The sequence below is a fragment of the Pseudomonas sp. B21_DOA genome, from assembly GCA_030544685.1.
In the GTDB taxonomy this organism is placed as follows: domain Bacteria; phylum Pseudomonadota; class Gammaproteobacteria; order Pseudomonadales; family Pseudomonadaceae; genus Aquipseudomonas; species Aquipseudomonas fluorescens_AO.
This window is the reverse complement of record CP086683.1, coordinates 200,330-218,728: the sequence shown is the minus strand read 5'-3', so window position 1 is coordinate 218,728 and position 18,399 is coordinate 200,330. Positions and strand designations below refer to the sequence as shown.

Here is an 18,399-nt window from a genome sequence, read left to right as displayed (position 1 = left end):
GCCGGTTTGTCTCGGACGAACGGAGAGGCGCTGTGACGGATTCGGTACAGCGCGGGTGACAGTTTGTACCGCTTGCGACACAGCCCGTGACCGGACGGTCTTGCCAGCATTGCATTGCCGGAGCCGCTGGAGGATGCTGGGCGTCACCTCATGCTTTGGGCCATCGCGCCCCGGGGAGAACAATAAGAAATGCACGACAACCATTTGAGTCGCCATGCCCGTCAGGTTCTCACCGTCACCCAGGGCAAACCGCACCTGCACGGCCCCGGCGCCGATCCATCGATCGCCCGTTCGTGGCTGCGTTGCCTTGAGGACTATCACCTCGATCCTTCTGTGACCATGGCGCCGACCGTGCTCGAGCATGGCCGAGTGCTGGAAAGCCGCGAACGTCTGCAACAAGTGCTGCAGATCGCCGGCACCGAGATGAGCAGCCTGCATCAACAACTCTCCGGTGCCGGTCACGCGGTGCTGCTGACCGACGCGCGCGGTGTGATCCTCAATTGCGTCACCGCGCCGGCGGAACGGAAGATTTTCGAGCGTGCCGGTCTCTGGCTCGGCGCCGACTGGAGCGAGGCCTGCGAAGGCACCAACGGCATCGGTACCTGCCTGGTCGAGCGGCAGGCGCTGACCATTCACCAGGACGAACACTTTCGCGGCCGCCACACCGGGCTGACCTGCTCGGCGAGCCCGGTGTTCGATCCACATGGTGAATTGCTGGCGGTACTCGACGTGTCCTCGGCGCGGCCGGACGTGTCGCGGCAAAGCCAGTTCCACACCATGGCGCTGGTCAATCTGTCGGCGAAGATGATCGAGAGCTGCTACTTCCTGCGCTGTTTTGATAATCAATGGTTGCTGCGTTTTCATCTGCAGGCCGAGTCCGTCGGCCTGTTCAGTGAAGGGCTGCTGGCGTTTGACGGCGAAGGGCGAATCAGCGCAGTCAACCAGAGCGCCCTGAACCTGCTCGGGCATATTCGCGGCGGTTTGCTCGGTAAACCGGTGGAAGCGTTTTTCGATTGTTCGCTGGATGACCTGCTCGGGCGGGCGAGCGCCAACGCCAGTGCCAGTTGGCCACTGCGCACCCGCGATGGTCGACATCTGTTTGCCGTGTTGCGCGGCGAATCGCGCAAGCCGACAGCCATTGTTCCAGCGCCAATCGCTGCTCCAGCGCCACGCCTGTCCGGCATCTGCCTCGGCGATGAAGCGTTGCAGGCGGAGTTTCGCAAAGCCCTCCGCGTGTTCGAGCGCGACGTGCCGTTGTTGATCAACGGCGAAACCGGCTCGGGCAAGGAAGCGTTCGCCAAGGCTGTGCACCAAGCCAGCCAGCGCTCCGGTAACGCCTTCGTCGCACTCAATTGCGCGGCCATTCCGGAAAGCCTGATCGAGAGCGAACTGTTCGGCTATCGCGGCGGCAGCTTCACCGGCGCGCGCAAGGACGGCATGCGCGGCAAGCTGCAACAGGCCGATGGCGGCACCTTGTTCCTCGACGAAATCGGCGACATGCCACTGGCGTTGCAAACGCGCTTGCTGCGAGTGCTGGAAGATCGCCAAGTGGTGCCGATTGGTGGTGAACCGCAAGCGGTGGACGTGCGCATCATCAGTGCGACGCATCGCAATCTGCTCGAGCGGGTCGAGGACGGCAGTTTTCGCGAGGATCTGTATTACCGCTTGAACGGGCTGGAAGTGGCGCTGCCGGCGTTGCGTGAGCGCAGTGATAAATCGCAGCTACTGGATTTCCTGTTGGCCGAGGAGGCTGGCGGCGAAACGATTCTGATCGACGAACCGGCACGACAGGCGCTGCTGGCGTTCAATTGGCCGGGTAATGTGCGGCAGATGCGCAATGTCCTGCGTACGCTGGCGGCGTTGTGTGATGGCGGGCGGGTCGGCGTTGAGGATTTGCCGGTGATGATTCGGCAGGCGCGGCCGGCGGTTGTGCCTGCGCAGACTGCCGCGCAGCCATTGGATGACGCCGAGCGCTTGGCATTGCTTGGCGCGCTGGAGCAGGCGCGGTGGCATATGAGTCGTACGGCAGAGCAACTGGGGGTCAGTCGCAATACGCTATATAGAAAGCTTCGCAAACACGGTATTGCCCGCTCTGCCTGACCGACCTGATCGTTCCCACGCTCCGCGTGGTAACGCCTCCCGGACGCTCCGCGTCCGCTTTGGGACGCAGAGCGTCCCGTGCTGCGTTCCCACGCAGAGCGTGGGAACGATCAGGTCGAACAGGCCCACCCCTCAGCTAAAGAGTGCCATTTCCCCCTCCCTACGCTAACCTGCGGCCATGTTTTACGAGGTCGACTATGCACATTCATATTCTGGGTATCTGCGGGACTTTCATGGGCTCGATGGCCGTATTGGCCAAAGAGCTGGGCCATCACGTCACCGGCTCCGACGCCAACGTCTATCCGCCGATGAGCACGCAGCTCGAGGCCCAGGGCATTCAGCTGACGCAGGGCTATGACCCGGCACAGCTCGATCCGGCGCCGGATCTGGTGGTGATCGGCAATGCCATGTCCCGTGGCAACCCGGCGGTGGAATATGTGCTGAACAAAGGCCTGCCGTACGTCTCCGGCCCGCAGTGGCTGGCCGACCATGTGCTGCAAGGTCGCTGGGTACTGGCCGTTGCCGGCACCCACGGCAAGACCACCACCAGCAGCATGCTCGCCTGGGTGCTGGAACATGCCGGCATGAGCCCGGGTTTCCTCATCGGCGGCGTGCCGCAAAATTTCTCGGTATCGGCGCGCCTGGGCGGTACGCCGTTTTTTGTGATCGAGGCTGACGAATACGACAGCGCCTTTTTCGACAAACGCTCGAAGTTTGTCCATTACCGTCCGCGCACCGCCATCCTCAACAACCTTGAGTTCGATCATGCGGACATCTTCCCCGATCTGCCGGCCATCGAACGTCAGTTTCACCACTTGGTGCGGACCATCCCGAGCGAAGGGCTGGTCATCCACCCGACCACCGAGCCGGCCTTGCAACGCGTGATTGAAATGGGCTGCTGGACCCCGGTGCAAACCACCGGCGCCGGCGGTCAGTGGCAGGTCAAGCTGCTCAGCGAAGACGGTTCGGCGTTCGAAGTGATGTTCGAAGGCGTGTCGCAAGGCACCGTCGAGTGGGAATTGACCGGTCAACACAACGTCGCCAACGCCCTTGCCGCTCTGGCCGCAGCGCGTCACGTTGGCGTCGTGCCGTCGATGGGCATTGCTGGGTTGAGCGCGTTCAAGAACGTCAAACGGCGTATGGAGAAAGTCGCCGAAGTGCGCGGCATCACCATTTACGACGACTTTGCTCATCACCCGACCGCCATCGCTACCACCCTCGACGGCCTGCGCAAACGCATCGGCGACGCACCACTGATTGCGATCATCGAGCCGCGCTCCAATTCGATGAAGCTCGGCGCCCACCGTGACGGTCTGCCGGACAGCGTGGTCGATGCCGATCAGGTGATCTGGTATGCCCCGGCCAACCTCGGCTGGGACCTTGGCGCGACCGCTGCCCTGTGCACCGTGCCGTCCATCGTCAGCGATTCGCTGGAAGGCATCATCGAACGCGTGAAGAGCCAGGCGCAGCCCGGTACTCACGTGGTGATCATGAGCAACGGCGGCTTCGGTGGCCTGCACGGCAAGCTCGCCGAGGCACTGCAATGAACACTTTTTCTCAGGCCGGCGGCCCGGAACGCATCACCCTGGCGATGACCGGCGCCTCTGGCGCGCAGTACGGTTTGCGCCTGCTTGATTGCCTGGTGCGCGAAGATCGCGAAGTGCACTTCCTGATCTCAAAGGCTGCGCAATTGGTCATGGCCACCGAGACTGACGTGTCGCTGCCGAACAAACCGCAGATGATGCAGGCGTTTCTCACTGAATACACCGGCGCCGCAGCCGGGCAGATTCGCGTGTACGGCAAGGAAGACTGGATGTCGCCGGTAGCCTCCGGCTCCGGCGCGCCGGCGGCCATGGTGGTAGTGCCGTGTTCGACCGGCACGCTGTCGGCGATTGCCACCGGCGCCTGCAATAACCTGATCGAACGCGCGGCGGACGTTACGCTGAAAGAGCGCCGTCAGTTGATACTGGTGCCGCGCGAGGCGCCGTATTCGAGCATTCATCTGGAGCACATGCTCAAGCTGTCGAATCTGGGCGTGACCATTCTGCCGGCCTCGCCGGGCTTCTATCACCAGCCTCAAACCATCGATGATCTGATCGACTTCGTTGTGGCGCGGATTCTCAATCTGCTCGGCATCCCGCAGGACATGCTGCCGCGCTGGGGCGAGCATCACCTGAGCAGCGATGAATAAGCTGCTGGTGCTTGTGCTGGCGCTGCAATTGGGCGGATGTGCCACCGCGCGCACGCTGGATGCGGCGAAACCCGGCGCACCGGTGGTGTACGCCGGGACGCGGCTGGATTTGTATGCGTTGAACGGCGGATGTTGTGCAAAGGACAGGTTCGGTGCCGAGGCGCCGAGCTACCCGGGAGTGGACCTGCCGGCCAGTGCGCTGCTCGATACGTTGCTGTTGCCGTTGTCGTTGCTGACGGTGATTGGCGTGGGATTTCAGGCGACTGGCGGATTGTAGGGGCGCACAACCTTTGTGGCGAGGGATTTATCCCCGCTGGGGTGCGAAGCGCCCCCAAAAAAATTGTAAAAGCGACGACTGCTGCGCAGCCGAACGGGGATAAATCCCCTCACCACAAAGTCCCGGAGTTATTTGCCTAACTTGCGCAGCTCATCCGATTCAATCACCCGCACGCCATCCTGTTCTTCCAGCGCCAGGCGCCACATCGCTCGCGCCAGCTGGCACGCTTCGATGCCGTGATATTTCCCCGGAATCAGCTTCGACAACGGCCCGGCCAGTTGCTCGACCAGACGCGGTTCGGTGCGTTCGCCGAGCAACAGCGAAGGTCGGCAAATGGTCAGCTGCGGCCAGTTCTGCGCGCGCAGGGCCTGTTCCATTTCGCCTTTGACGCGGTTGTAGAACACCGAGGAATTCGGATCGGCACCAATCGCACTGATCACGATCAGATGCCGCGCGCCCATCTCCCGCGCGCGTTTGGCAAACGCCACGACCATGTCCAGATCGACTGCGCGAAAGGCTTCTTCGGAACCGGCCTGCTTGATCGTCGTGCCGAGGCAGCAGTAGGCGATATCGACCCGGCCGCTGAGCTGCGGCAGAAACGCCTGCGGGTCGCCGACCGGGTTTTCCAGGTGCGGATGCTCGGCCAGCGGCCGGCGCGAAGGGGCGAGGACACGGGTAATCGTTGGCTCGTTGAGCAAACGGTCGAGCAGATGTTCACCGGTCAGTCCGGTGGCTCCGGCAAGCAATACGTGCTGAGGCGTCAAGTACATAGTGTCTCTCCTTGATACTGTTCAGCTTAGTTGCCTTTTTTCGCCGCGTCGTTCAATGCGCTGCTTTGCAAAGCTTTACGCGCCTGCTGTTTACGCAGCAGTTGCCAGTGCGAGAGCACGGTTTTCGGCGCCCAGATCTGCGGCTCCGAGGCTTCAAAACCGTCGGCCAGTTCGCGCTCGGCGACGGTGGCCTTGGCCAGTTTGAATGCCTGCTCAAGGTCATCAGTCTGGTTCAGCGCCTGGGCGAACAGTGCGTCACCGAAGTAGGTGAAGTTGGCTTCTTCCGAGCAACCGAACGACACCCGATCCGCGCGTGAGGCGGTCATGATCAGCGTGCGTTCGTCTTTCAGCGCCGGGATGAAACCGCCGGAATAGCACGAGGAAATCACGATGACCTTGTCGCGATGCTTCAGCGGCGCGAGCACGGCGGCGAGTTCATCGGCGGGCAGGTCTGCCAGTTCCATGCGCGGCTGATCGAGCACCAGTTCATGCTCGGCGGTGCCGTGGCTGGTCAGATAGATGAACAGCAGATCTTCCGGCCCGCTGCGTTCGGCAAGGGCTTGCGCGGCGCGGCGCAGGTTTTCCCGGGTGGCCATCGGCCGGTCGCCGAGATGATCGCGGTGATTGACCAAGCGGATCTGGCCGAAGGCGCCGAAGCGCGTATTGAGCATGTTGGCGACGTAATCGGATTCGCGCAGGAATACGCTTTGCTTGCCGTCGCCGCCAAGGGTCAGGGTGTACAACTCGACGGCCGGAGTCGAAGCAGGGATCGCCGCCAGCGCCTCGTCGAGCAAACGACCTTGGGCGAGCAAGCCGAGCTCGAGGGTGTCGGGGAGCAATTTGCCGTCGGCGTCGCGCACGCGTTGGCCGTTGATCCAGGTGCCACTGAGCACGCTGCCATCGGTCAGCACCAGCGTGCCGCGTCCTGAATAGCTGTCGTTGTCGAAGCCGCCGATGTAGAAGCTGCCATCGGCGAGGTTCAAGCGGCCCTGACCGGTGAAGCGCCAGTCATTGAATACACCGATGTAATGGCTGCCATCGGCACCGATCAATTCGCCCTTGCCAGTCAGCGCGCCTTCCTTGAACTGGCCGAGCCAGACGTCGCCGTCGGCGTTCTCGTAGCGGCCCTTGCCGTGCAGTTGATTGTTCTTGAAGCCGCCGACATAGATATCACCGTCGGCGCTGGTGTAAGTGCCGTTGCCTTCCAGTTGGCCGTTGACGAAATGGCCCGTGAACGAATTGCCGCTGGCATCGCCGCGCTGGCCTTCGCCGTTGGGTTTGCCGTGGGCGAACTGGCCTTGATAGGAGCTGCCGTCATCCATTTCCAGACGGCCGAGGCCGGAATACTGGTCAGCCTTGAACTCGCCGCGATAGGTCATGCCGTTTTCTTTCAGCGTGCCTTCGCCCTCGCGCCGGCCCTGCTTGAAACCACCGGTGTAGCTGCTGGCATTGGTGCTCAGGCTGCCCTGACCATCGAACAGCCCTTGCTGGAACTGGCCGCGATAGACCTCGCCATTGCTGCCGTGCCATTCGCCTTGGCCGTGCCACTGACCCTTATCGAATTCCCCGGCGTACCAGCTGCCGTTGGGGTAATCGACGCGGCCCTGACCTTGCAGCAAGCCGTCGACCAGTTCCCCGCGATAGCGACCGCCATCGGGCAGGCGCGCATCCGGCGGCAACAGCGATTCGCCGTCGCCGCAAGCGGTGAGCATCAGGGTCAGGGCAAGGGGTGCAAGTCGAGCGATTGAGCGCATAGCGGGATCCGGGCAATTAGGCGACCGAGTATGCCGCAGCTATGCGTCGCATATATACAGACGTGACGCGAAACAGCGTGCGCTGCTTCGCATCCGGGATGATCAGACGAAGCAGAGCGACAGTGGCTCGGCGATGTAGGCCGGTTTGTCCGAGCCTTCTATCTCCAGTGTCGCGGTAGCCTTGAGCAACCACTGGCCGGGTTTTTTCTCGGTGACTTCGACCATGTCGACCTTCAGTCGGACTTTCGAGTTGACCTTGACCGGCTGGATGAAGCGCACGCTGTCCAGGCCATAGTTGACGACCATCTTCACGCCTTCGGGCAGCACGAGGATGTCTTCCATCAGTTTCGGCATCAGCGACAGCGACAGGAAACCATGGGCAATCGTGCTGCCAAACGGCGTTTGCGCAGCCTTGACCGGATCGACGTGAATGAACTGAAAATCACCGGTGGCTTCGGCGAACAGGTTGATGCGCTCCTGATCGATGGTGAGCCATTCGGAACGTCCAAGTTCCTTGCCGACATAATCTTTGAGCTCTGCAACGGGAACATAGGGCATTGAGACTCTCCTTGGGTTCATCGGTTTTATAGTTTTTCAGGGCGGATTTGACCGGCCTGCGAACCACTGTAGATCATCATGGCGATTTGCTCAGGTCAACCGACCATGCTTTTGGCGAATGCCGGTCCATAGCGCCGGCATGCTTATAATGCCGAGCTCTGCTGGCTGAAAATGTAAGACGGAGATGTCGGATGTTGTTACGTGGCCTGACCCTGCTGGTGCTGTTCCAATTGCTCGGCACCGCGCTCAATCATTTGCTGTTGCCGATATTGCCGGGGCCGATCATCGGACTGCTGCTGTTGCTGGTGTTCCTGATCATTCGCGGTGAAGTGGGCGAGCCGCTGAACCAGGCGGCGGGCAGCCTGCTGCGGTATCTGCCGTTGCTGCTGGTGCCGCCTGCGGTAGGCGTGATGGTGTATGCCACGGCGATTGCCGCCGATTTCTGGGCGATCGTCGGCGCGCTGGTGGTCTCGCTGATCGTGTCGATGGCCTTTGCCGGCGTGCTCATGCAACGGCTGGTCAAACGTCACGCGCCGCCGGCGGAGGAGTCCTGATGCTGTTCGACTGGCAAGGCGCGTGGGCCTCGGTGATTCATCATCCGCTGTTCGGCATTGGCATCACCCTCGGCGCCTATCAACTGGTGCTGGCGGCGTTCGAGAAAACCCGCTGGATCTTTCTGCAACCGGTGCTGGTCTCCATGTTGTTGGTGATCGGTGTGCTGGTCGGCTGCGGCCTGACTTACGCGGAGTACCGCAAGAGCACCGAGATCCTCAGCATTCTGCTGGGGCCGGCCACGGTGGCGCTGGCGGTGCCGCTCTACTTGAACCTGCGGCGCATCCGCCAATTGTTCTGGCCGATTTTTACTACGCTGGTGATAGGCGGGGTGGTCGCAACGGGCATGGGTGTGGCGCTGGGCTGGTGGTTCGGTGCCGATCACATGATCCTGATGACCATGGCGCCGAAATCGGTGACCTCGCCGATCGCCATGCTGGTCGCCGAGCAGATCGGCGGCGTGGCGGCGCTGGCCGCGGTGTTCGTGCTGATCACCGGGGTGATTGGCGCGATCTTCGGCCCGGCGCTGCTGACCCGCCTCGGCGTGCACAGCCCCGAAGCGCGCGGCATGGCGCTGGGCATGACCGCGCATGCGGTCGGCACGGCGGTGGCGATGCAGGAAAACGACGAGTGCGGCGCGTTCGCCGCGCTGGCAATGAGTCTGATGGGCGTGGCCACGGCGGTGTTCCTGCCGTTGGCGGTGTCGATGGTGGTGTAAGGAAAATGTCTATGAGTCTGCCGCTTTTCCCGCTGAACACGGTGCTGTTCCCCGGCTGCAACCTCGACTTGCAGATCTTCGAGGCGCGCTATCTCGACATGATCGGCCGTTGCATGAAGCAGGGCGTCGGTTTCGGTGTGGTGTGCATCCTTGAGGGCAGCGAAGTCGGTGTGGCACCAGAAGGTTTCGCAATGGTCGGCTGCGAGGCGCGGATCACCGATTTCCAGCAACAGGACAACGGCCTGCTCGGCATTCGCGTGCAAGGCGGACGGCGTTTCACGGTGTTGCGCACCGAAGTGCAGCGCGACCAGTTGATTCTGGCCGATGTCGAATGGCTCGACGACGAGCCCGAGCAACCGTTGCAGGAGGAGGATGCCGATCTGGTAGCGCTGCTCAAGGCACTGGCCGAGCACCCGATGGTCGAAGCGCTGGACATGGGCACCGAAGCCGGCGGGCAGCAATCGCTGGCCAATCAGCTTGCCTACCTGTTGCCTTTCGCTGAAGAAGACAAGATCGACCTGTTGCAACTCGATGATCCGCAGCAGCGGCTGGATGCGATTCAGGCGTTGCTTGATGAGTTGCAGGGGAGTTGTTCGCCTAGTTTTACTTTGAATCAACTACTGCCACCTGCCAGCATTGTGTTGCTTTTGTCTTTGTCTTAATTTCGAGTTGCCCGCAGGACGCGGGTAATTCGATAACAAGGATGAAGTGATGACGTTATATGAAGATGAACGGGCGTTCTGGGACGATATTGCCGGCAAGTATATTTTGAAACACGCCGGCGCCGACCAGAACGTCAGTAAGCATATCGATGCTGCCACAACTTATGCCGACCGTATGGTCATCGCGCGACGTAAACGAAAGATAGAAAAAGTTCCGGTCAGCGATATTCCGCAGATGTCGGCTACTGCCAGCAAGACAGTAACCGCGAGCGCAGTTTAATTCATTCCCTTTTTACTTTGCCTGCCGTTGCGGTTGAGCGGCGGAGCGTTTACAGGTGGGCGAGCCCATGTCTACAGCAATAATCAACAATGAAGAATTCACGGCAAATCTTTATCTGGATGGCCGGCCGTTAGTACTCAATCAGTACCGATTGCAAGAAATTGTGCGCGACCCGCGTATCACTCAACGCGAAAAGCTGGATGCACAGGTAGGACTTGCGAGTCTGCGCCTCGCCAGCTTCATCACGCTGGCCGACCACGAAGATCACAAGCCGCTGCTATTCAGGTTCGTTTCTCAGAAGGATGGCTATGCGATCAGCGTGGTCCATTCTGGAAAGTTTGGAGGCGCACGGTTATTCATTGAAGACAAAACCCATAATCTGTTGGTGAGTACCAGTGCGCCGCTCCAGCATTTCTCAATGAGCACGCTGGGCGCGACCAAAACCTCTCTCAGTCACATCGAAGCCGGGCCGGCCTATATTGAGTTGTGCAGTGAGCCGAAAAGCAAACCCATGTATCGAAATATCAGTGACGGCATGAGCACGTTTCTGGACGCCGACCCTAATCTCACGACGCACAACGCGTTCAATAACAAACCCGCTCAATTGGTGATCAAGGTGATCAAAGCCAGTCCTTCGGCTGCGTGACCAGAGGCGCCATTCACTCCGGAGTGAATGGCGCCGCGCTTTGTGTCAGGGCCTGTAATGTTCGGGGACTGGCCAGACGATGTCGTTGGCATCGGTGTCCGTGCCTTTGGGCAGTGTCAATACCACCCCGCCCGAGTGAGCGACGCCAGCGATGAGACCATCGTAGGGGGTCGATCGAGACCACACATCGAGGTCGGTGCCTTCCCAGGTCGACGTCTCGATAGCCACGGCATCCTCACCGGCTTGTCGGAACACATCCTCGACACGCGCCGCGAGACTGTGATCCGAATTCACCAGCCAGATCCGTTCTGCACTGATCCCACGGGTCGGCATGGAGATCCGGCCTTCCAGGCTGTCTCCGTCAAAATCTCTGTTGATGAGGTAAAGATTTTCCACGCGAGGGACCACTTCGATATTGCGAGTATCGATGATGTAGAGGAAGCCATTTATCTGTTTGCGCCGCAGCAACGGATAGTCGCGCGAGTTATCCATTTCAAACGATGTATCCGATTCTCCGTCGGTACTGTGCCGATGCCCGCTGGAGGAGTCACTGTCGGAAAAGTGCCCGGGATATCGATTGGCCTGACTGTTGTAATGCCGCGGGTTGGAATAGTAATCGAACCCCATGTAGTTCAAGGCGTCGGACAGAGCAAACGTCGCGCTGAACGCGCGTTTGCTGGTGGACTCCGAAGGGTTGCCGCGAAGTTTGACGAGCCGTTTGTCGCGGGCCAGTTCAAAAGGTGTGCGTAGGTCGGCGCGAAACATGGCGGGGATGTCCGTGCGGTAAAGATAGTCATGCCTGTTGCGTTTATAACCGGCATGCGCCAGATAACCTTGCAGAAAATCGTCTTCATAACGCTGATTGACTGGCGGTAAGTCGCCCTCATGGCCCTCGCCGTGATTGCGCAGTTTCAGCGTGAAAGGGCCGAGCTCCTCGGCGATATGCTCGAACCGTTTGGTGTCCAGTGCATTTCGGGAGAGTTCTTTGTGCGTTTCAGCCCATTCCGGGAAGCCGTTTTCCATCTCCGGGCGCAAGCGTTTCTGCTGAGCGATGCTCAGGTTGTAAGTACGTAACAGTTCGGCGCATTCGCTGCGGGATTTCTGCGGGTGAGACCACTTCATGGAGTCCAGAAGAAACTTGTGGTCGTCCTCGGTATTTCTGCGCCTTGCCCAGGCCGGCGGACCACCTCGGACCTCGGCCTCGGCACGAAAGGTGAGGATCTCTGCATCGCGCAGGTGGTAAACATCCCAGATTTCGGCATCGGTCCAGTGCGCCAGCTTTAACGGCACTGAAGTGTCCCCGCGAGCTTCGCTCGGGTCGACTTTGATCATGCGACCGTATTTGCCCTGAAATGCGAAACCGACATTTGGCCGGGCGATCATTGGTTCCCGATTTGTCGTTTCCTTCCATTCATGTACCGCGTAATAGCCTTGCTCATCTGGTACGGGGGCGGAACGCGCCTTGGCCCACCCCAAGTCGTGCAGGGTGTAGCGATCCGGTGGGTACATCTCGATGGGCTTGTTCAAGCTCCACAAATCAGTGTCGGCGACTCGATAAAGCGGTGGGCCCGATGGCACTCGCTCGCTGGACAGTCTGGCCCGGTAGGCCTTGGTCAGGTCGTGGTAGGCAACCATCACCGTCAGCCCGGCGGCAGAACCGTCATCGTTGGCCATATCGGCGAACTGTCGGCCCTTGTAAGTCCTGAGACCTTGCGCATCGTGCCTCAGGTCGGCACTGACGCTTTGTACATAAGGTTCAAGGGGCGATTTTGCTGGACCTCGCGGCGGCTTCTGCATATCAGGCATGCGGGTGACCGTGATGCCGGGCCGTAATGTCGAGTGGCTGGCGGCAGGAGCGATGGTTTCGATGCCCGCCAAGGCATTCGAGCCATCCTCTCGAATCCGACCGGGCAGGTGCAGATCCAGATCGATCGGACGATCAGGGAGGCCGGCCGCGTTGTCGAGCTGCCGGGCGTTTCGGTGGTTGGTGAAGGGCGCAAAGGCCCGGGTTTTTGGCGCATGAATAAACTCCTTCTTTATGAATCAGCCTGTCCATCGGCTGAGGTGATCGAGTGCCAGCGCGGTGTTTGTCCGCGCTGGCACCGGGTTGCAGGCGCGCTGAGCGCACTCAGCTATCTGCCGGGATGTGCAAATCCTCTGGATTGATTCGCACCTGCGGGTTGTCAGTCAGTCCCCAATGCTGGCGCATCGAGTGATAAACCACGGTACTGACGGTGTCCTTGTATCCAATGTGGGTCACGTAAATCCGTGCCGCCAGTTCATTGCGCTGTCTGTGTTGTTCGATGTCGCTGTGCAGCGCCGCGACGCTGGCGTAGCGGCGAGCGTCGATGACGTACAACTGCAACACTTCGAACAGCAGCGAAACCTCATAGATATGGCCGGCCGAAGTCACCACACTCACCGATTCCACCGGCGTGTCCTCGTCAATGTCCGGCAGTTCGACGGTGACGCTAGCGATGCGCAGGCGATTGCCATCAAGGTGGATATCTTCGCGCTTCACCGTTTCGCTCAAGGCGCGAGTGAACAGATTCCACGTCGAGGCGTTAGCTGTTTTTGCAGCCGCAGCGGGTGTCGACAGGCGCACGATGCAGTTGCTGACCAGATGGATATCGTAAGTCGAGCTTTTGCCTTCCAGCAGATAAATCCCTGTGTGGGATCTGGACTCGATCACCACTTTGCAGGGGCGGTCGGTCAGCTCCGGCTTTTCGCTGACCACGGGGCGCGTGAACGGATACGTTCCGTTGCGCTGCTTCAGCCAGCTTCGGTTGCTGACCAGTCGTGTGCCGGGGGCCTTGGCGTCGGCTGCGTAATCCAGCTGCGGCAGTTGCAGGCGGTAGGAGGCTTCGTCCCGCATGATCAGCACCAGATCTTGCGTCAGCAGCGGTGTGGTCACTTTCAGACTGTTGCGGCCGCCGTAACCGGTGGCGGCGGCGCTCGTCTTGATCACGCCTTTGAACGCAACCACTTTGGAGGGCAGTAGCAACGACAGGCAGATATCCTTGTAGGTCAGGTGCGTATTGCCCGATACACCCTGGCGAACTTCGACGTCATAAGTGATCACGACATCGACAATCTCGCTGGCCAGGTAATCGAGGTAGACACCCCCTTGCGTGGCAGTTTCGCTACGCTCGGCGGCAAACTCGACCCTGTGCGGCGTGCGTGCCACAAAGTGTCGCGACGCTGCTTGCGCTTGCAAGGCCACCGTGCCGCTATTGACGATGGCAGGGGCCTGAGCGGGCTGACCGTTAACGGTGATGGCGACCTCGATATCCTGAATCAGCGCCTGGCCTGGCTGATTGGGCAGCAGAGCCAGCAGTTCATAACCATCCTGCGTGCGAAACAGCCACTGTGCATTCTTCAGGTGGCGCTGGCCGTCGATCGTCTGGTAGACGTTTCTCAGAGTCAGCACGTGTTCGGGATCACTGCCATCCTTGCCGCGCAACGAGGTGATCACCAGTGAAGTGTCGATGATTTGCCAGCGTTGAATGAGGGCCCGCGGCCAGCCGAACTCGACCCGGCTCGAGTGCTCGTCATTTTCGATGATCGTTGTGCGGGCGTTGGTATTGGCGATGTAATAACGGTCTTCACCGCTGCCACCATCCACCTCGCATTCGGTGCCGAAAATGGCAATGGTGTCGTTGCCGCCACCGGCGCTGATGCGATCATAGCCATTGGCAGATATCTGGTTGGCCGCGTCGGTACCGGTAACGTGGCTGGTGCCCTTGCGCAGCGTCGAAGCGTTCTCGATCGAAGTCAGATGGGCGATTTCCAGCCCTTCAGCCGCCGGATCCAGACCGCGCAACCAGACCTTGCCGGTCTGCAGATTGATGTCATGGCCGACGTAGCGAGTGTCTCCGGTCGGGCGGCTGCCTTCGAACGCCACGGTGTCGGCGCCAGCGCCGCCGTCCAGAATGTTGATGTGCGCGGGTTTGGCGGAGCGGTCGAGCTCCTGGTCCGAAACTTCTTGATAGAACGCATCGGTCTGGTCGCCACCGGTCAGCGCTTTGTGCCCTTCTCGGTAAGTGAACAGATTGGACTGCGCCTTGACGCCAGCGACCCGGTCGTTGCCATCACCCAGGCGCCAGAACACCCCTTTGCCTTCTCCGGCGCTGCCGCTGACCTTGCCTTTGAGATCTGCCGGCAAGCCATCGGCAGCATCGATCACATCGTCTGCGCCGACGATCACAGCCTGGCTGTCGCGTTTGAACGGTTCCTGGCCGGCGCTTTCATCCCACTGATAGCGCCACAGTTCGACCGATTGCAGTTCGGTGCGGAAGGCGCCGTTGACTACGTGTCCAATGGAGTTTTTATAGGCGCCTTCAAGCAGGTCTCTGGCCGACAGTTCGAGGCGTTTTTCGTGATCGCTATAGCCTTTGGTCAGCTTGAAGCGATCCATCACTTGGTTATCCAGTTCCTGGCCGGTGAAGGCGAACCAGCCTGAGCGCAAGCGTTCCAGTGCGGTCAGTTCGATGTAGTCATCGATATCGTCCACGACCCGAGCGGCCTGGTAAATCATCGAGCCGGCGATCAGCACAGCCGCCGCGGCGAGGCCGACCGGCCCGGCGACGCTGCCGAAACCGGCCAGTGCCGCGACGCCGAGCACCAGGCTGATACCCGCTCCCGCCACGCTCAGGGCGCCGCTGACGTAATGATCCTGCGCGATTTTTCCCGACGAAGCGGCGGCAGCGTTGAACGATTTGACCGCATCGATGATGTCGAACGGCAGGGTGATCGCGCTGGCGAACATACCGGCGCCCCGGCTCATGTATTTGCCCACCGAGGTCAGCGGGAAATATTTGAAAAGATTGCCGCCGTTGGTGAGCATCGCCTCGCCTGTCCTGGTCAAGCCGCGTTCGATGATCAGAGAGCCGAACTCGGCGGCAATGGAGCCACCCTGGAAGACCGCTTCGAGTTTTTCCCTTTGCTGATCGCATCGATCATGGCCATGTAACCACTGTAGATGCCGAAGGCTTGCAGACCGACGCCGGCGCCGCTCATCAGGTAGCTTTTGCTTTTGTTGACCCAGCCGGGTGCGTTTTCAAAAGCGTCTACCTGATGAATGTCCAGCTTCTGCGCGGCTTTGCCCAACTGGTTGAGCCGGTCTACCGCACTGCCAGGGTCGATTGGTAGAGGGCTGACAAACATGGGGCCGGCGTCGACCGAGCGCTGGCAGGCAATTTCGTAGAACAGCATCGTGGCCCTGCCGTTGTCGGCAACCTCAGCGGATCTCAAGTGGTTTTCAACGGCCGTTGATTCGAAATGCAGACCATCGAGAAACATCTGATCCGGGACTTTCAGATCGGCATTCGCCGGACCGATCGGTTGACCGTTGACCGCAGCACCCAGTCTTTGCAGCTCGACCCGACTGACTTTGACTTCCCCGATGGACAAGGGCCCGAAATGCTTGTCGAGCGATGCCAGCGTTTGTCGATGCCTGGCTTCAGCGCCCTTGCCGGCCGAGGGTGCAGGCATATGAGAGAGATTGGCTGTAGAGGGCGCATGGTCATTGGCCGAGGCATCAAGCGGCGTGACCTGAAGCAGGCGCACATTGGAAACATGCGCGGAAGGTAAGATGAGTTTCGACACGTCTTAATCCCTTAACGTTGTGTATGAACACCGGTTTCCTTACCGGTTGTGCGGGCAATCCCGGGGTTTCACGGCCAGACAATGTCATGACCAAATTCGTTTCTATTGCCGGACAGTCTGAGAATGGGCAGACCTGCTGCCTCGACATGGTCGATCAACGTGTCGTACTCGAAGTGGTTGGCATGCCCGGCGTGGGTGGCAGCTTCGATGCGTTCGGCACTGGCACCTGCCATGTCCTTGATGTCCGTTACTTTGGCGCCTTTGGTCTGGTCGGCGTTGAGCAACCAGATGCGCTCGGCGTCCAGTCCGCTGCGGGTAACTGAAATCAGCCCTTCAAAATCGTCGGAGGGAAACCAGGTAGGCGGCGTGTCGCGGGCGGTCGAATTGAACATCATGTTTTCTTCATGGGGTACGACCTCCAGATGGCGGGTGTCCAGGGCGTACAGGAACATGACCTTCTGCCGAGTGCGCTCGGATCGATAGCCGCGCTCGTGATCCCAGGCAATCGGCCGGTCGCCATCCGACCAGTCGGAGGAGGCGCTGCTGCTGGAATCGCTGGCGTCACTCGCACCACTCTCCGAGCTGCTGTCACTGGCGTCGCGGCCGGGATATTTTTGGGTCTGGCTGTTGAATCGCAGGTATTCGGGATCAGGCGCGCTGGCATACGTCTGGCCTTCATTGAGGCTGAACGTTGCGCTGATGGGTTTGTGCGTGGTGGCGCCGGGATCATGGTGGTAGCGCGGCAGCATGGTGCCGTCGTTGGCCAATTCGAAAGGTGTGCGTTCGTCACCGCGAAACAGTGCCTGAATATCGGTGCGGTACAGGCAGTTGTTCTTGTTGCGCAGATAGCCGAGTTTTTTCAACAGTGCTTCACGCACCTCGAACGTCAGGCTGTTTTCAGGGTGATACCAATCGTGGCGGGCGTTGCGCTTGAGATTGAGTTGCTCGACGGCGTCCCTGGCAAATTGCTCGAGGCGTTGCGGGTTGTCGAGTTCGTCGAGCAGGCGCTTGTGCGCTTGCGCCCACGGCGGAATAGCCAATTGATTTTGCAGGTCCTGCTGTAATCGCGTCAGCTGGTTCGGCAGCAGGTTATAAGACTGTAGAAACGTTTCGCGCTCCTTCAAGGTCATGGCCGGGTGCAACCAGCGCAGGGTGTTGCGCAGCAAGTCGGTGACAGGGTTGCCGGTATTTGCCGCCTCGGCCCATTGCGGTGGGCGGCCGGTGGCCTGTGCTTCCGCCCGGAAGCGAGTGATGTCCTGGCCATGCAAGCCGTAGAGTTGCCAGATCTGTTGGTCAGTCCATTGTCGCAAGTGCGCAGGCTGCGCGCCGAACCCGCCCTGCGGTGCGTCGACTTGCATCAAATTGCCGAACTCATCGCGCAGCGCGAAACGGGTATCGGTGTCCTTCGTACCCGGCCGGGGTGTCATTTCGTGATACCCCTGAGAGTCCGGGGACCGCCACGAAGGGCGATAACGGCGTTGATCCAGCGGCACCGCTGCAGCAACCGGACGCGGGCGTTTGGCTGCAGATGCCTGGTCGGGTTGTTCGCTTGCGCTCACGGCCGGGCGTTTCGGCGCGACCTGTTCTGTCAGACGCCAGGTCGGGCTGTCGGCGTTTTTGTACAAGCGCGGGCCTGAGGGCAATCGCTCGGTCAGCAACTTGCTGCGCCAGGCTCCGGATTCATCCTGGCCGACGTGGGTCGTTTGCAATCGGCCGTCTACTTCTACGTCGGCAAATTTCCTGCCGACCACCCAGCGAAACCCGTCGGCATCGGCCAGCTTCATGCCGTGCAGAAAAGCCTCCGACAGCCAGTAGTTATTTACCCTGTCAGGTTGCAGCACAGCGGCGCCCGTTGTCGGCATGCGTGAGATTTCCACGGCCTGTATTGCCGACGACAGTCCGGGCACGTGAATATCCGCAGTACGGTTTGGCACTGCCAGATCGGTAAGAGTGGGAGGGCGAAAATAGTCGGAAACACCATCAAGCGGTAAGTTCTCGTTCCGGCGCGGTGCAGTATTGCTCGAATCAAATGGATGGGTAATCGTCGCAGTTGGCTTGCGAGGTATTTTGGGGCTCATTGAATGCTCTGAACTAGCGAAGTTTCATGAATTTAATTTCGATGTCAATTTGTAACTGGCTGAAGCAACATTGAAATTAATTGGCTAGTTCAATCTAACGCTTTTTAAATGATATGAAAGTCGATATTGGTGCGGTTTCAATTGTTTGTGTAACGTCAGTTTTATATTTGTTGCGGGCAGGGAATCATGCCGGTTTCAGTGTGGAA

The 18,399-nt window shown here is 60.0% G+C and carries 15 protein-coding genes and 1 pseudogene; 9 read left to right on the top strand and 7 right to left on the bottom strand.

Translation table 11 applies throughout. The annotated features are described in order from the left end of the window. Nucleotides 1-189 precede the first annotated feature (189 nt). From LJU32_01040 to LJU32_01025, 4 genes are all read left to right on the top strand, one after another. Nucleotides 190-2,100: a sigma-54-dependent Fis family transcriptional regulator gene (locus LJU32_01040; protein WKV89124.1), complete on the top strand. Its 1,911-nt coding sequence runs from the start codon at nt 190-192 to the stop codon at nt 2,098-2,100. A 197-nt stretch (nt 2,101-2,297) separates the two neighbouring features. Next, a complete protein-coding gene (gene mpl / locus LJU32_01035; GenBank protein WKV89123.1) occupies nt 2,298-3,647 on the top strand; it encodes a UDP-N-acetylmuramate:L-alanyl-gamma-D-glutamyl-meso-diaminopimelate ligase in 1,350 nt (449 codons plus the stop codon). After that, a complete protein-coding gene (gene ubiX / locus LJU32_01030) occupies nt 3,644-4,291 on the top strand; it encodes a flavin prenyltransferase UbiX (GenBank protein WKV89122.1) in 648 nt (215 codons plus the stop codon). Before mpl ends, ubiX begins: the two co-directional genes overlap by 4 nt. After that, nucleotides 4,284-4,568, top strand: a complete 285-nt coding sequence (locus tag LJU32_01025) for a YceK/YidQ family lipoprotein (protein WKV89121.1) — start codon at nt 4,284-4,286, stop codon at nt 4,566-4,568. The genes ubiX and LJU32_01025 overlap by 8 nt, the downstream gene beginning before the upstream one ends. Nucleotides 4,569-4,696: 128 nt before the next feature. Here LJU32_01025 and LJU32_01020 read toward each other — a convergent pair whose 3' ends face one another. The 3 genes from LJU32_01020 to LJU32_01010 all read right to left on the bottom strand — a co-directional run bounded on the left by LJU32_01020 (nt 4,697) and on the right by LJU32_01010 (nt 7,650). Then, the gene (locus LJU32_01020; protein WKV89120.1) at nt 4,697-5,338 is read right to left on the bottom strand and encodes an oxidoreductase; all 642 of its coding nucleotides are present in this window, start codon (nt 5,336-5,338) and stop codon (nt 4,697-4,699) included. 26 nt (nt 5,339-5,364) lie between these two features. Further along, nucleotides 5,365-7,092: a peptidase C13 gene (locus LJU32_01015; protein ID WKV89119.1), complete on the bottom strand. Its 1,728-nt coding sequence runs from the start codon at nt 7,090-7,092 to the stop codon at nt 5,365-5,367. A 102-nt stretch (nt 7,093-7,194) separates the two neighbouring features. Beyond that, nucleotides 7,195-7,650: a MaoC family dehydratase gene (locus tag LJU32_01010; GenBank protein WKV89118.1), complete on the bottom strand. Its 456-nt coding sequence runs from the start codon at nt 7,648-7,650 to the stop codon at nt 7,195-7,197. Nucleotides 7,651-7,841: 191 nt separating this feature from the next. Between LJU32_01010 and LJU32_01005 the strand changes: the two genes are divergently transcribed. The 5 genes and pseudogenes from LJU32_01005 to LJU32_00985 all read left to right on the top strand — a co-directional run bounded on the left by LJU32_01005 (nt 7,842) and on the right by LJU32_00985 (nt 10,508). Then, the gene (locus LJU32_01005; protein ID WKV89117.1) at nt 7,842-8,204 is read left to right on the top strand and encodes a CidA/LrgA family protein; all 363 of its coding nucleotides are present in this window, start codon (nt 7,842-7,844) and stop codon (nt 8,202-8,204) included. Further along, entirely contained in the window at nt 8,204-8,920 is a 717-nt protein-coding gene (locus LJU32_01000) for an LrgB family protein (GenBank protein ID WKV89116.1), read from the top strand. Before LJU32_01005 ends, LJU32_01000 begins: the two co-directional genes overlap by 1 nt. An 11-nt stretch (nt 8,921-8,931) precedes the next feature. Continuing rightward, nucleotides 8,932-9,507, top strand: a pseudogene (locus tag LJU32_00995) (LON peptidase substrate-binding domain-containing protein). Between the two features lie 124 nt (nt 9,508-9,631). After that, the gene (locus LJU32_00990) at nt 9,632-9,862 is read left to right on the top strand and encodes a hypothetical protein (GenBank protein WKV89115.1); all 231 of its coding nucleotides are present in this window, start codon (nt 9,632-9,634) and stop codon (nt 9,860-9,862) included. Between the two features lie 67 nt (nt 9,863-9,929). Continuing rightward, nucleotides 9,930-10,508, top strand: coding sequence for a hypothetical protein (locus LJU32_00985; GenBank protein WKV89114.1), 579 nt, complete (start codon nt 9,930-9,932; stop codon nt 10,506-10,508). A gap of 45 nt (nt 10,509-10,553) precedes the next feature. Here the strand turns inward: LJU32_00985 and LJU32_00980 are convergent, their stop codons facing one another. The 4 genes from LJU32_00980 to LJU32_00965 all read right to left on the bottom strand — a co-directional run bounded on the left by LJU32_00980 (nt 10,554) and on the right by LJU32_00965 (nt 18,049). Then, entirely contained in the window at nt 10,554-12,386 is a 1,833-nt protein-coding gene (locus tag LJU32_00980; protein WKV89113.1) for a hypothetical protein, read from the bottom strand. Between the two features lie 250 nt (nt 12,387-12,636). Then, nucleotides 12,637-15,375 carry a calcium-binding protein gene (locus LJU32_00975; GenBank protein WKV89112.1) on the bottom strand — a complete coding sequence of 913 codons (2,739 nt, stop codon included), beginning with the start codon at nt 15,373-15,375 and terminating at the stop codon, nt 12,637-12,639. Between the two features lie 14 nt (nt 15,376-15,389). Beyond that, nucleotides 15,390-15,920, bottom strand: a complete 531-nt coding sequence (locus LJU32_00970) for a hypothetical protein (protein ID WKV89111.1) — start codon at nt 15,918-15,920, stop codon at nt 15,390-15,392. A gap of 263 nt (nt 15,921-16,183) precedes the next feature. Beyond that, nucleotides 16,184-18,049 (bottom strand): hypothetical protein, encoded by a 1,866-nt coding sequence (locus LJU32_00965; protein ID WKV89110.1) that lies wholly within the window; start codon nt 18,047-18,049, stop codon nt 16,184-16,186. Between the last annotated feature and the right edge of the window lie 350 nt (nt 18,050-18,399).

Bases quoted from the DNA above. Each gene is read 5' to 3' on its own strand.
- LJU32_01040 (WKV89124.1), top strand. From the start codon at position 190: ATGCACGACAACCATTTGAGTCGCCATGCCCGTCAGGTTCTCACCGTC.
- mpl (WKV89123.1), top strand. From the start codon at position 2,298: ATGCACATTCATATTCTGGGTATCTGCGGGACTTTCATGGGCTCGATG.
- ubiX (WKV89122.1), top strand. From the start codon at position 3,644: ATGAACACTTTTTCTCAGGCCGGCGGCCCGGAACGCATCACCCTGGCG.
- LJU32_01025 (WKV89121.1), top strand. From the start codon at position 4,284: ATGAATAAGCTGCTGGTGCTTGTGCTGGCGCTGCAATTGGGCGGATGT.
- LJU32_01020 (WKV89120.1), bottom strand. From the start codon at position 5,338: ATGTACTTGACGCCTCAGCACGTATTGCTTGCCGGAGCCACCGGACTG.
- LJU32_01015 (WKV89119.1), bottom strand. From the start codon at position 7,092: ATGCGCTCAATCGCTCGACTTGCACCCCTTGCCCTGACCCTGATGCTC.
- LJU32_01010 (WKV89118.1), bottom strand. From the start codon at position 7,650: ATGCCCTATGTTCCCGTTGCAGAGCTCAAAGATTATGTCGGCAAGGAA.
- LJU32_01005 (WKV89117.1), top strand. From the start codon at position 7,842: ATGTTGTTACGTGGCCTGACCCTGCTGGTGCTGTTCCAATTGCTCGGC.
- LJU32_01000 (WKV89116.1), top strand. From the start codon at position 8,204: ATGCTGTTCGACTGGCAAGGCGCGTGGGCCTCGGTGATTCATCATCCG.
- LJU32_00990 (WKV89115.1), top strand. From the start codon at position 9,632: ATGACGTTATATGAAGATGAACGGGCGTTCTGGGACGATATTGCCGGC.
- LJU32_00985 (WKV89114.1), top strand. From the start codon at position 9,930: ATGTCTACAGCAATAATCAACAATGAAGAATTCACGGCAAATCTTTAT.